Origin of the sequence: Pseudolysinimonas kribbensis, assembly GCF_039531715.1 — a bacterium.
Classification (GTDB): Bacteria; Actinomycetota; Actinomycetes; order Actinomycetales; family Microbacteriaceae; genus Pseudolysinimonas; species Pseudolysinimonas kribbensis.
On the sequence record NZ_BAAAQO010000002.1, the window covers coordinates 707,215 to 719,679 of the forward strand.

The window sequence follows — 12,465 nt, forward strand, 5'->3', positions numbered from 1 at the left end:
CGTCGCGCAGAGCCAGAACGACGACGCGAGCCCGGCGGCGATCCTGACCGGGACGCCGCTGCCGCCGCCGATCACCGCGCTGAAGTACCTCACCGCATGGAACTTCGACCTGCTCTGGGTGCTCATCATCGGCTTCGGGGTCGTCTTCTACCTGTGGGGGGTTCTCCGGCTCCGGCGCCGCGGAGACCGGTGGCCCTGGTACCGCACCGTGCTCTGGCTGGCCGGCATGGGGTCGTTGTTCTGGGTGACCTGCGGCGTCAGCAACGTCTACGAGCAGTACCTGTTCAGCGTGCACATGCTCGAGCACATGCTGCTGACCATGGCCGTGCCGCTCCTGCTCGTGCTCTCGGCGCCCGTGACGCTCGCGGCGCGCGCCATCCACCGGCGCGACGACGGCAGCCGGGGGGCTCGCGAGTGGATCCTGCTCGCCGTGCACTCGAAGGCCGCGGGCGTGCTCACGAATCCCCTCGTCTCCGGCGGGCTGTTCATCACCTCGCTCTGGGTCTTCTACTACACGCCGCTGTTCCGCTGGGCCACGATCGATCACGTCGGGCACGAGTGGATGATCCTGCACTTCCTGATCGTCGGGTACCTCTTCATCCAGACGCTCGTCGGCATCGACCCGGTCAAGAGCCGGCCCGCGTACCCGATCCGGCTCATGCTGCTGCTGATCGTGATGGCGTTCCACGCCTTCTTCGGACTCGCGCTCATCTCGAACCAGGGCCTGCTGCTGGCCGACTGGTACGGGGCGATGGGGCGCACGTGGGGCGCCACACCGCTCGAGGATCAGCAGGCGGCCGGCGGGATCGCGTGGAGCGTCGGCGAGATCCCGACGGTCCTGCTCGCCATCGGCGTCGCGATCCTGTGGAGCCGCAGCGACGAGCGGGAGGCCAAGCGCCGCGACCGTCGCGCCGACCGCGACGGCGACGTCGAGCTCGAGGAGTACAACCGGATGCTCGCGCAGCGCGCCCGTCAGGGCTGAGCGCCGAGCCGGCCGGTCACTGCACGTCGCGGATCGTCAGCTCGCCGTCGCCGCTCACGCGCACGGTGGCGCGGATCGTGAACGGCACGTCCTTGTCGAAGGTCGACGCCGATCCGTCGAAGAGCGACTCCACCGGCACCTTCAGATGCGCCGTGCCCGGCACCTGCGGGATCGTCCAGCTGCGGTCGTCTCCCGCCCCCACCAGCCGCATGTCGGGGTAGCGCTTCATCGACCAGGCGGGAGTGCCGGTCACGCGGTTCTCGATCTGCTGCCCGAAGGGGCATCCGGCCGGGAACAGCACCCTCTGCGTCGCGCAGCGGTCGAGAAGCTTGTTCACCTGGGTCGACACCAGGTCGACGAGCTTGCGCGAGGCCTCGACGTCGATCGTCGCCCCGAACCGCTGCCCGACCGTGTCGGCGAGCACGGGCCGCTCCGTGGAGACCAGCAGCGCGGTCCTCTCGACGAACCGGTAGTCGCCGGGCACGAGCACCGCGTACTCGTGCGGACCCACGCCGGGGGTGTGCACGCGCTGCGTTCCGGCGGTCACCTCGCGCGAGTTGCGCACGTCGAGCGAGAGTCGCGCCACCGGGCTCTCGGCGAAACCCCACACCGGGAACACGCCGAACCGCGTGCCGATCCGCTCCACCTCGAAGGTCGACTGCCCGGCGGTGTCGTTCGAGGTCCAGCTCGCGGTGATGCGGTGAACGCCGCCGTCGTGCTCGACGTCGTCGGTGATCCGGATGTCGTGCAGTCCCGGGAGCGCCGCCGACGTGAGCAGCGCCGGATTGCCGCCCGCGGCATCCACCCCCGGCAGCGAGAGCGCACTCGGGGCGTCGCGCCGGGCGAGCGCGTCGAGGTAGGTGGTCACGAACGAGCCGGGACCGAATCCGACGGCGATCACGACCGCCACCGATCCCACCCCGACGAGCACGACGGCCGCGCATGCCGCCACCCACCGCAGCACCACCCGTCGCACCCCTGAATCCTAGGTAACCTGACGCGGTGGCCGTCCCGGAGCTTTCAGAGGAGCAGGCGGCGGTCTACGCGCGGATCGAGACGACGAGCGATCACATCTTCGTCACCGGCCGCGCGGGCACGGGCAAGTCGACCCTCCTCGAGCACCTCGCGTCGCACTCCTCGAAGCAGATCGTGATCTGCGCGCCGACGGGCGTGGCGGCGCTGAATGTGGGCGGGCAGACCATCCACTCGCTGTTCCGGCTGCCGACCGGCGTGATCGCCGACCACCCGATCGAGCAGGGCGAGCCGCTGCGCAAGCTGCTGAATTCCATCGACACCCTCGTCGTCGACGAGGTCTCGATGGTCAACGCCGACCTGCTCGATGCGATGGATCGGGCGCTGCGGCAGGCACGCCAGCGACCGCACGAGCCGTTCGGCGGCGTGCAGCTCGTGCTGTTCGGCGACCCGTTCCAGCTCGCGCCCGTGCCGGGCGACCCCGACGAGCAGGCGTACTTCGCCGACCGGTACCGCTCGGCATGGTTCTTCGACGCACGGGTGTGGGACGAGACCGACCTGCGCATCTTCGAGCTGCAGACCATCCACCGCCAGCACGAGCTGGAGTTCAAGCGGCTGCTGACGGCGGTGCGGCACGGCGCGGTCACGGCCGAGATGGCGAAGGTGCTCAACGACACGGGAGCCCGCCCGGCGCCGACCGAGGGCGCCATCACGCTCGCGACGACGAACGCGACCGTCAACCGGATCAACGCGACCGCGCTGGGGCGGCTGCCCGGCCGGGCGCTGTCGGCGGTCGCCGAGATCGAGGGCGAGTTCTCCGGCCGCGCCTACCCGGCCGACGAGCGGCTCGAGCTGAAGGTGGGCGCGCAGGTGATGTTCCTGCGCAACGACAGCGGCGCGGAGGGACGCTGGGTCAACGGCACGATCGGCGAGGTCGCCAAGATCGGCGAGGGCACCGTCGCGGTCGACGTCGCAGGCGATCGGCACGAGGTGCGCCCGGCGACCTGGGAGCGTTACCGCTACCGCTACTCGCCCGCGACCAAGACGCTGCACAAGGACGTCGTGGCCGAGTTCACGCAGTTCCCGCTGCGGCTCGCGTGGGCGGTCACGATTCACAAGTCGCAGGGCAAGACCTACGACAGCGCCATCGTCGACCTCGGATCGCGCAGCTTCGCACCCGGCCAGACCTACGTCGCCCTCAGCCGGATCACCGCCCTCGAGGGCCTGTACCTCACGCGGCCGCTGCGCCCGAGCGACATCATCGTCGACGACCGGGTGCGCGAGTTCATGGCGGGCGCGACGGCGATCAAGGCGATCTCGGCCTGAACGACCCGCCTAGTGCTGGTGCGGAGCGAAGAATCCCGTGCCGGTGCGCGCCTGATCGCCGACCTCGGTCGCGCCGAGAGCGGCCGCGGTGAGCACGGCGATGGCGGCGCCGCACAGCGCGAGGGCGATCACGGCGCCGCGGCCGCCTGCCGGACCGCGCGAGGGCGATCGCCGGGTGGCCGCGCGGCGGCCGACGACCGCGACGCACGCGACGACCACGAGGTCGAGCGCGCTCGCCGCGAGCATCGGGGCCAGTCGCAGCGCGCTCGTGAACGGTCCGAGCTGCGCGGGTCCGGCGACGAGCAGCACGAGCACCCAGAGCACGACCGGCACGAGCGCGCCGACCCGGGCCGCGTTCGGCAGCGGGATGCCGCGCCCGGCGACGGCGATGACGCCCCAGCCGAGCTCGGCCACGCCGATGACCGCCACGACCGCGGCGACCGCGGGCGGCGATCCGATGGCGGACGCCAGGTGGATGAGGCCCGCGCCGACGGCGGCGAGCCCGGCCAGCATCCGGCCGACCACGTCAGCCCGTGACGGGGGTGTGCACGTCGCGGTCGACCCCGAGGCCGACGGCGAGCAGGATCGCCGCGCTCGCGAAGTGCAGAACGTTGTCGTCGCCGTTCAGCGAGAGCACGTTGGCGCCGTTGCCCACGATGAACAGTCCGGCGACGCCGACGACGAAGAAGATCAGCCCCGCGATGGTGTTCACCGCCTTCGCGGCGCGAAGCCGCGTGAGCGCCGCCAGCAGCAGGGCGGCGCCGACGAGCACGTGCAGCACGTCGAGCGCGGGGTTCACGCGCAGCAGCCCGAACAGCAGGCCGCCGTGCCGATCGAAGAAGCTGGTCGATCCGGGCACGAAGAAGCCGGCCACGCCGACGACGAGGTGCACCGCGCCGAGCACGGTGCCGAGCAGGCGGTTGGGCGATCTCATCCGGTCGGCATCTCCATGGGTCTCCGCGTCGTCGTCGCTCGCTGCACCGATCGTATGCGGCGACCATACGATGAGGGCACCGCCCACCATCCCGACGGGATTCCGCATGACCACGATCACCGCCGTCACCACGCACGACGTGCGGTTCCCGACCTCGCTCACGGCAGCCGGCTCCGACGCGATGAACAAGGACGGCGACTACTCGGCGGCCTACGTCGTGGTGCACACCGATGACCCGGCACTGCGCGGGCACGGCTTCACGTTCACGATCGGCCGCGGCAACGACCTGTGCACCGAAGCCGCCCGACAGCGCGCGCTGCCGCTCGTCGGCCGCTCGGTCGAGGAGGCCGTCGCCGACCTCGGCGCCGTGTACCGCGAGCTGTCGTCCGACACCCAGCTGCGCTGGCTCGGACCGGAGAAGGGCGTCGAACACCTCGCGATGGCCGCGGTCATGAATGCGATGTGGGACCTCGCGGCCCGCGTCGCGGGCGTGCCGCTCTGGCGCCTGCTCGCCGGTATGACGCCCGAGCAGTTGGTCGACGTCGCCGACCTGCGCTACCTCTCCGACGCGATCACGCGCGACGAGGCGATCGCGCTGCTCGCGGCGAAGGAGCCCACCCGCGCCGGTCGGATCGCCGAGCTCGAACGCACCGGCTACCCCTGCTACACGACGAGCGCCGGATGGCTCGGCTACGACGACGACACCCTGCGCCGCCTGCTGCAGGACGCGGTCGACGCCGGCTACCGGCACGTCAAGCTCAAGGTGGGCGCCGACCGTGACGACGACGTGCGGCGCCTCGGCATCGCACGCGAGGTCATCGGCTGGGACGCGAAGCTCATGATCGACGCGAACCAGGTCTGGGACGTGCCGGAGGCGATCGAATGGATGGGGGCGCTCGCGCCGTTCCGTCCGCACTGGATCGAGGAGCCGACGAGCCCGGACGACATCCTGGGCCACGCCGCGATCCGCCGCGCCGTGCATCCGATCGGCGTCGCGACCGGCGAGCACGGCATGAACCGGGTGCTGTTCAAGCAGCTGTTCCAGGCCGAGGCCATCGACTTCTGCCAGCTCGACGCGGCGCGGCTCGCGAGCGTCAACGAGATCCTCGCCGTGTACCTGCTGGCGGCGAAGTTCGGAGTGCCGGTCTGCCCGCACGCGGGCGGCGTGGGGCTGTGCGAGCTGGTCCAGCACCTGTCGATCTTCGACTACGTCGCCGTCTCGGCCAGCCTCGACGACCGGGTCACGGAGTACGTCGACCACCTGCACGAGCACTTCGTCGATCCGTGCATCGTGCACGACGGCGCCTATGTGCTGCCGAGCGCGCCCGGATACAGCGCCGAGATGCACGACGCGTCGGTGCAGCGCTTCAGCTACCCCGACGGCGAGTACTGGCGAAGCGCGTGAGGCCGGCGCCGCCGGGCTGGCTAGCTGCCGGCAGGCCGCAGCCGCAGCTCCTGCATGCCGCCGTCGACCGCGATGCTCGCGCCCGTGGTCGAACCGTTGCGCGGATCGGCGAGGTAGGCCACCGCCTCGGCGACCTCGTCCGGTGAGACGAGCCGGCCGTGGGGCTGCCGTGCTTCGAGCGCCGCGCGCTCGGCTGCGGGATCATCCGCATCGGCGAGGAGGCGTCCCACCCAGGGGGTGTCGGCGGTGCCGGGGTGGACGCAGTTGACCCGGATCCCCTCCCGCAGATGGTCCGCGGCCATCGCGCGCGTCATGGCGAGCACCGCCCCCTTCGACGCGCTGTACAGCACGCGATTCGGCAGACCGGCCGTGGCGACGATCGAGCAGATGTTGACGATCGCCGCGTGCCGCGATGCGCGAAGCGCCGGGAGGGCGGCGCGGCTCACCCGCGCGGTGCCCACCACGTTGACGTCGAGCACCCGCGCCCATTCGTCATCCGGGTTGTCGGCGACCGTGCCCTGCGCGCCGATGCCGGCGTTGTTGACGAGGATGTCGATGCCGCCGAGCTCGTCGACGACGCGCTGGATCGCGGCGCGGACCGACGCGTCGTCGGAGATGTCGGCCGCGACCGCGAGCACGCCGTCCGCAGCACGGTCCGGATCGCGGTCGAGCACGGCGACGCGGGCACCGCCGCCGGCCAGCCGCTCGGCGATCGCGGCTCCGATGCCGGATGATCCGCCCGTCACGACCGCCGTCAGTCCCGCGAACGCGCCCGCCATGTGCCCACGCTAGCGTCGCCGTGCTCGACGAGCTGCGTGAGGCGACCGCTGCTGTGCATCGACTCCGTGTGATTCAGTGGGCCCATGACCGAGTCGAACACGCGCGAGTTCGAGGCGACGCTCGTCACCGACCTGCGCGACAAGATGACGTACGGCGACTACCTCGACCTCGACACCCTGCTGGGGGCGCAGCACCCGCTCAGCCGACCCGAGCATCACGACGAGCTGCTGTTCATCATCCAGCACCAGACGACGGAGCTCTGGCTCAAGCTCGTGCTGCACGAGCTGCGGGCCGCGTGCGCCGCGCTCGCCGGCGACAACCTCAAGGACGCGCTCAAGAAGATCGCGCGGATCAAGCACATCCAGCGCTCCATGATCGAGCAGTGGTCGGTGCTCGCCACGCTCACCCCGACCGAGTACGTGCAGTTCCGCGACAGCCTGGCCAAGGCATCCGGATTCCAGTCGGCGCAGTACCGTGCCGTCGAGTTCCTGCTGGGCAACAAGAACGCCCGGATGCTCGAGGTGTTCCGCGGCGAACCCGAGAACGCCGAGATGCTGCGGGAGGCGCTCGAGGCCCCGAGCCTGTACGACGAGTTCCTGCGGCTGCTGGCCCGGCGCGGGGTGCCGATCCCGCAGCGACTGCTCGAGCGCGACGTGACGGTCGCGCACGTCTTCGACCCGGAGCTGCGCGACGTGCTCGCGCGGATCTACGAGAAGGTCGACGAGCACTGGGACGTCTACGAGGCGTGCGAGGAGCTCGTCGACCTGGAGGAGAACTTCCAGCTCTGGCGATTCCGGCACATGCGCACCGTCATGCGCACGATCGGCTTCAAGCAGGGCACCGGCGGGTCCAGCGGCGTCGACTTCCTGCGACGGGCCCTCGACCTCACGTTCTTCCCCGAGCTGTTCGCGCTGCGCACCCAGATCGAGGCGTCGTGAGCGCGGCCGCCCGGGATGCGGCGGCGCTCGATGAGAGCGATCCGCTCGCGGCGTATCGGGCGCGCTTCGTCGGCACCGAGGACCCCGGCATCCTGTACCTCGACGGCAACTCGCTCGGCCGGCCGGTGCGCGACCTGCCCGAGCGCCTCACGCGCTTCGTCGAGCACGAGTGGGGCGAGCGGCTCATCCGCGGCTGGGACGAGGGCTGGTTCGATCAGCCGCTCACGCTCGGCGATCGCCTCGGCCGCGTCGTGCTGGGCGCCGCGCCGGGACAGACCATCGTCGGCGACTCGACGACGGTCAGCCTGTACAAGCTGATCCGGGCGGCGCTCGCCGCGCAGCCCGGGCGGCGCACGATCGTCGTGGATCGCGGCAACTTCCCGACCGATCGCTACGTCGTGCAGGGCATCGCGGCCGAGTGCGGCGCGTCGATCGCCTGGCTCGACCCGGACCCGGCATCCGGGGTCACGGTGGACGACGTGCGCGGCGTGCTCACCGGCGACACCGCGGCCGTGGTGCTGAGCCACGTCGCCTACCGCTCGGGCTACGTCGCCGACGTGCCGGGCATCAGCGCGGCGGCGCACGAGGCCGGCGCGCTCGTCGTCTGGGATCTCTGCCACTCGGTCGGTGCGCTGCCGATCCGGCTCGACGAGTGGGGGGTCGACTTCGCGACCGGATGCACATACAAGTACCTCAACGGCGGTCCCGGTTCGCCGGCCTTCCTCTACGTGAGCGCCGAGCTCATCGAGCGCGCGTCGCAGCCGATCCAGGGGTGGATGGGCGCCCGCGACCCGTTCGTGATGGGCCCGGACTACGCGCCGGCCGACGGCATCCGGCGCTTCGTCAGCGGCACGCCCCCGGTGTTCGCGATGCTGCCGATGGTGGCGATGCTCGACCTGATCGAGGAGGCGGGCATCGACGCCATCCGCGCGAAGTCGCTGGCGCTGACCGGCTTGGCGATCGAGTTGTCCGACGAGCTGCTCGCGCCACGGGGTGCGACGCTCGCGACACCGCGCGAGCCGGCGCTGCGGGGTGGGCACATCACAGTCGACCACCCGGCGTTCCCGGAACTGATCGCGACGCTGTGGAGGGCGGGGGTGATCCCGGACTTCCGGCGCCCCGACGGCATCCGGCTGGGGCTGTCACCGCTCAGCACGTCGTTCGCCGAGGTCGACATGGGCGTGCGCCGGATCGCCGCGGAGCTGGCGGCCGCGACGACGTGACCCTCCGCGCGGCCGGGTTCCGCTAGGCCGACGACGCGATCGGTCGCACCGGACGGCAGGGATTGCCGACCGCCACGACCCCGGCCGGGATGTCGCGCGTCACGACGGACCCGGCGCCGATGATGCTGTCCGAGCCGATCGTGACCCCGGGGAGGATCGTGACCGAGCCGCCGATCCAGACGTTGTCGCCGATGGTGATGGCGCTGACGCGCTCCCAGCCCTCGAGGCGCCGCTCCCGATCCTCGGCGTGATTCGGCGTGTAGACACTGCAGCGCGGACCGATCAGGCAGTCGCTGCCGATGGTGATGCGATCGCCTCCGGTCACCAGGAAGTCCTTGTTGATGAAGGTGCGGTCGCCGATGGTGAGGCCGACGCCGTAGTCGAGGCGGAAGGGGGGCCGGAAGTCGATGCCGGCGCCGGCACCGGGGATGAGCTCATGGAAGAGCCGGCGCGCCTCGTCCGGGTCGTCGTAGAAGAGCGCGTTGATGCGGGCGCAGGTCGATTGTGCGTGCCACGACAGCTCCTGCAGAGCGGGCGAGTCCCGGTACCGGATCCATTCCCCGGCGAACTGCGCGCGCACGTCGTCGTGCTTCTCGATCAGGTCGGCGACGAGCCGGTCCGTCGCTGTGTATGTTGTCACGAACAACATATTAGGCCGGGCCGTCGCACGGACGACTGACGTGGAGCGGATGACGGGAATCGAACCCGCGCTATCAGCTTGGGAAGCTGAAGTTCTGCCATTGAACTACATCCGCACGACGCGCCCCGGGGGCCGCGCTCAGTCATCGAGACTACATGCCCCGGCCGGGCCGACGGCAGGATCTCCTGTCGGCGAGCGCACGGTTCGCGATAAGGTGCCGGGCGAGTCGAAGGGCGGCAGCATGCGTCGAAACGTGAGTGCAGGATCGTCGAGGGGTCGTGCGGCGGGGCTGGCCGTGCTCCTCGCCGCGGCGATCGGCATGAGCCTCGCGGTGGCCGCTCCCGCCGCCGCCGCCGGCACCGATCGCTATGTGGCGGTCTCCGGCAGCGACGCGGAGAACGACTGCACCGACGCGAGTGCGCCGTGCCGGACGATCCAGTACGCGGTGCTGCAGGCGGACTCCGGCGACACCATCCACATCGGTGCCGGCAGTTACGACGAGAGCGTGCAGATCCGGATGTCGCTGACCCTGCTGGGCGCGGGCACGAGCGGCGCGTCTCGCACGAGCGTCACCGGCGACGGTGCGGATGCGGGCATCACGATCGACGGCACCGACACCGACGGGGCTCCGGACGTCACGATCGGGTCGCTGGATGTCTCGCACGTCGCCGGCGCCAGCGGAGTCTCCGTCGACGCCGCGACGCTCGTGCTGGAGGCGAGCACGGTCGTGGACAACGACGAGGAGGGCCTCCGGGTGACGGGCACGTCGGCGAGCGCGACGGTCCAGGACTCCTCCGTGTCGGGCAACCTCGACGAGGGCATCCTGGTCGAAGGTGACGCGAGCGCGCACCTCGTGCGCAGCTCGGTCGACGACAACGCCCGCGGCGGCGTAGTCGTCCTGAACGGCTCGGCGACGATCGATACGAGCACGCTCGACGGCAACCTCGGAGCGGGGACCGTGGCCGCCGCCGCATCGGCGACCGTGGCCGTCACCGACTCCACCATCAGCAACACCGATCCGTTCTCCGACGGGGTGCCCGATTACTACGGTGCCGCGGTCCTCGTGCTCCCCGGCGGCGCGGCGACGGTCACCGGGTCGACGCTGGACGGCAACACCGGCCAGGGCGTGCTCGTCCTCGAGACGGGCACGGCGAGCGTGAGCGCGTCGACGATCGCGGGGACCGAGCCGGGTCAGGATGACGCGATCCCCTCCGGAGGGGCGACGAAGACCGGTCAGGGCGGCTCGCTCACGCTGACCGCGACCATCGTGGGCGACAACGTCGCGCCGAACTGCTCGGGCACCGTCGGCGACGGCGGATACAACCTCTCCGACACGGCGTCGTGCGGCTTCTCCGCGACCGGTTCGATCAGCGGCGGAACGGCCTCGCTCGCGAACCTCGCCGAGAACGGCGGCCCGACGAAGACCCGGCTCCCGGCGAAGACCGGCGACGCGGTCGACAGGATCCCCTCGGGCACCGCCGGATGCGCATCCGACGCGACCGACCAGCGAGGCGAGCCCCGCCTGCAGGGCTCCGGATGCGACATCGGCGCCGTCGAGCTCGGCCAGCCGCCGCTCGTCGTGACCCCGAGCGTCCTTCCGCAGGGGACGGTCGGTCAGCCGTACAGCACGACGCTGCAGGCCTCCGGTGGGCTCGGCGCCCCGTACACGTTCGCCCTCGCCGACGGCTCCTCGCTGCCGGACGGGCTCACCCTCTCCGCCTCCGGCGTCATCAGCGGCACGCCCACCGCGGCGGGCACCACCTCGTTCACCGTCGCGGTCGACGACCCGACCTTCGTGCCGTTGACGATCGTGATCGCCCCGGCGACCGCCCCCGCCGCCCTCGCCGAGAGCGGGGCCGACATCCCGGTCACGGGACTGCTGGGTGCCGGTGGGATCGCGGTGCTGCTGGGCATCGTCCTGCTGCTCGCCTTCGCCACCCGACGCGCCGGCGATGACGGTCCGACGGAGCGGGCATCGCACTGACGCCGCTCGGCTAGCCTCGACCCATGCTGCTCAGCGACCGGGACATCAAGGCCGAACTCGAGTCGGGGCGCATCGGGCTCGACCCGCTCGACCTGGGCATGATCCAGCCGTCGAGCATGGACGTGCGGATCGACCGGTTCTTCCGGCTGTTCGACAACCACAAGTACCCGTTCATCGACCCCGCCGAGGACCAGCCGGAGCTCACGCGGCTGATCGACGTGGATGACGATCGGCCGTTCATCCTGCACCCGGGCGAGTTCGTGCTCGGCTCGACGTTCGAGCTGGTCACCCTGCCCGACGACATCGCCGCGCGGCTGGAGGGCAAGAGCTCGCTCGGCCGGCTCGGGCTGCTCACCCACTCGACCGCCGGCTTCATCGACCCCGGATTCTCGGGGCACGTCACGCTCGAGCTCAGCAACGTCGCCACGTTGCCGATCAAGCTCTGGCCCGGGATGAAGATCGGGCAGCTGTGCTTCTTCCGGCTCAGCTCGCCGGCCGAGAACCCGTACGGCACGAGCGCGTACGGCTCGCGCTACCAGGGCCAGCGCGGCCCGACGGCCTCGCGGTCGTTCCAGAACTTCCATCGCGCCGACGTCTGGTCCTCCGAGGCGGGCGCCTCCGGCACCTGACCGTCCCTAGCCAAAACGCCCACTTCCGGGCGATGGCACTGGGCGTTTTTGGCTAGGGGAGGAGGCGGGGCCAGGCCGCGAGCTGCAGCGCGAGCCACGGGCTGAACGCGAACGGGGTCGCGGCGACGGCGGCGCGCAGGTCGTCGAACCCGACCCACGCCCACTCCGCGACCTCGTCGACGGCCGGGCGCGGATCCACCTCGACCACGGCCCGGTAGACCGGGCAGATCTCGTTCTCGACGATGCCGGATGCGTCGACGGCGCGGTAGCGGAAGTCCGGCAGCACGGGATCGAGGGCCCCCAGCTCGAGACCGAGCTCGCGCACCGCACGACGCCGCACGGCATCCGGGATCGTCTCGTCGGGTCCGGGGTGCCCGCAGAACGAGTTGGTCCAGACGCCCGGCCAGGTCAGCTTGCCGAGCGCGCGCCGGGTCATCAGCACCCGGCCGCCGGCGTCGAACACGTGGCACGAGAACGCGAGGTGCAGCGGCGTCGCGAGCCCGTGCACGGCGGACTTGCGCGCGGTCCCGGTGGGGGTGCCGTCGGCATCCACGAGCACGACCAGCTCGCCCGCCTCGGGGTCGCCGGTGCTGGCTGCGGGAACGCTGAGGAACCCATCGGGGGTCGACATGTCGATCGCTAGTCTTTCTAG

The 12,465-nt window shown here is 71.2% G+C and carries 13 protein-coding genes and 1 tRNA gene; 7 read left to right on the plus strand and 7 right to left on the minus strand.

Going from position 1 to position 12,465, the window contains the following annotated elements; translation table 11 throughout:
• A partial coding sequence (locus ABD285_RS04145; RefSeq protein WP_344200555.1) for a cytochrome c oxidase assembly protein occupies positions 1-982 on the plus strand: 982 nt, incomplete at its 5' end.
• A gap of 16 nt (positions 983-998) precedes the next feature.
• Here the strand turns inward: ABD285_RS04145 and ABD285_RS04150 are convergent.
• Complete coding sequence (locus tag ABD285_RS04150; protein ID WP_284254012.1) at positions 999-1,958, minus strand: hypothetical protein; 960 nt, start codon at positions 1,956-1,958, stop codon at positions 999-1,001.
• 26 nt (positions 1,959-1,984) lie between these two features.
• Between ABD285_RS04150 and ABD285_RS04155 the strand changes: the two genes are divergently transcribed.
• Positions 1,985-3,280: an ATP-dependent DNA helicase gene (locus tag ABD285_RS04155; RefSeq protein WP_284254013.1), complete on the plus strand. Its 1,296-nt coding sequence runs from the start codon at positions 1,985-1,987 to the stop codon at positions 3,278-3,280.
• Between the two features lie 9 nt (positions 3,281-3,289).
• On the opposite strand, the gene ABD285_RS04160 is transcribed toward ABD285_RS04155, so the two are convergent.
• Entirely contained in the window at positions 3,290-3,805 is a 516-nt protein-coding gene (locus ABD285_RS04160; protein ID WP_344200560.1) for a hypothetical protein, read from the minus strand.
• Between the two features lies 1 nt (position 3,806).
• Positions 3,807-4,214: a DUF4383 domain-containing protein gene (locus ABD285_RS04165; protein WP_284254015.1), complete on the minus strand. Its 408-nt coding sequence runs from the start codon at positions 4,212-4,214 to the stop codon at positions 3,807-3,809.
• 106 nt (positions 4,215-4,320) lie between these two features.
• Here ABD285_RS04165 and ABD285_RS04170 point away from each other — a divergent pair, with 106 nt between their 5' ends.
• Entirely contained in the window at positions 4,321-5,619 is a 1,299-nt protein-coding gene (locus ABD285_RS04170; protein ID WP_284254016.1) for an enolase C-terminal domain-like protein, read from the plus strand.
• Between the two features lie 20 nt (positions 5,620-5,639).
• Here the strand turns inward: ABD285_RS04170 and ABD285_RS04175 are convergent, their stop codons facing one another.
• A complete protein-coding gene (locus ABD285_RS04175) occupies positions 5,640-6,398 on the minus strand; it encodes an SDR family NAD(P)-dependent oxidoreductase (protein WP_344200565.1) in 759 nt (252 codons plus the stop codon).
• Between the two features lie 84 nt (positions 6,399-6,482).
• Here ABD285_RS04175 and kynA point away from each other — a divergent pair, with 84 nt between their 5' ends.
• Both kynA and ABD285_RS04185 read left to right on the plus strand, forming a co-directional pair.
• Positions 6,483-7,337, plus strand: a complete 855-nt coding sequence (kynA, locus tag ABD285_RS04180; RefSeq protein WP_284254017.1) for a tryptophan 2,3-dioxygenase — start codon at positions 6,483-6,485, stop codon at positions 7,335-7,337.
• Complete coding sequence (locus ABD285_RS04185; RefSeq protein WP_344200568.1) at positions 7,334-8,560, plus strand: kynureninase; 1,227 nt, start codon at positions 7,334-7,336, stop codon at positions 8,558-8,560. The genes kynA and ABD285_RS04185 overlap by 4 nt, the downstream gene beginning before the upstream one ends.
• A gap of 22 nt (positions 8,561-8,582) precedes the next feature.
• On the opposite strand, the gene ABD285_RS04190 is transcribed toward ABD285_RS04185, so the two are convergent.
• The gene (locus tag ABD285_RS04190) at positions 8,583-9,200 is read right to left on the minus strand and encodes a sugar O-acetyltransferase (RefSeq protein WP_344200571.1); all 618 of its coding nucleotides are present in this window, start codon (positions 9,198-9,200) and stop codon (positions 8,583-8,585) included.
• Positions 9,201-9,241: 41 nt separating this feature from the next.
• Positions 9,242-9,315 (minus strand) — tRNA-Gly (locus ABD285_RS04195).
• 138 nt (positions 9,316-9,453) lie between these two features.
• Between ABD285_RS04195 and ABD285_RS04200 the strand changes: the two genes are divergently transcribed.
• Together ABD285_RS04200 and dcd are read left to right on the plus strand one after the other, a co-directional pair.
• A complete protein-coding gene (locus tag ABD285_RS04200; protein WP_284254020.1) occupies positions 9,454-11,184 on the plus strand; it encodes a right-handed parallel beta-helix repeat-containing protein in 1,731 nt (576 codons plus the stop codon).
• A gap of 23 nt (positions 11,185-11,207) precedes the next feature.
• On the plus strand, positions 11,208-11,813 hold the full coding sequence (gene dcd, locus ABD285_RS04205) for a dCTP deaminase (RefSeq protein WP_284254021.1): 606 nt from the start codon (positions 11,208-11,210) through the stop codon (positions 11,811-11,813).
• Between the two features lie 52 nt (positions 11,814-11,865).
• On the opposite strand, the gene idi is transcribed toward dcd, so the two are convergent.
• The gene (gene idi / locus ABD285_RS04210) at positions 11,866-12,444 is read right to left on the minus strand and encodes an isopentenyl-diphosphate Delta-isomerase (RefSeq protein ID WP_284254022.1); all 579 of its coding nucleotides are present in this window, start codon (positions 12,442-12,444) and stop codon (positions 11,866-11,868) included.
• Between the last annotated feature and the right edge of the window lie 21 nt (positions 12,445-12,465).

Coding starts and splice junctions, on each gene's coding strand:
- ABD285_RS04165 (WP_284254015.1), bottom strand. CDS start 4,214: ATGAGATCGCCCAACCGCCTGCTCGGCACCGTGCTCGGCGCGGTGCAC.
- ABD285_RS04170 (WP_284254016.1), top strand. CDS start 4,321: ATGACCACGATCACCGCCGTCACCACGCACGACGTGCGGTTCCCGACC.
- ABD285_RS04175 (WP_344200565.1), bottom strand. CDS start 6,398: ATGGCGGGCGCGTTCGCGGGACTGACGGCGGTCGTGACGGGCGGATCA.
- kynA (WP_284254017.1), top strand. CDS start 6,483: ATGACCGAGTCGAACACGCGCGAGTTCGAGGCGACGCTCGTCACCGAC.
- dcd (WP_284254021.1), top strand. CDS start 11,208: ATGCTGCTCAGCGACCGGGACATCAAGGCCGAACTCGAGTCGGGGCGC.
- idi (WP_284254022.1), bottom strand. CDS start 12,444: ATGTCGACCCCCGATGGGTTCCTCAGCGTTCCCGCAGCCAGCACCGGC.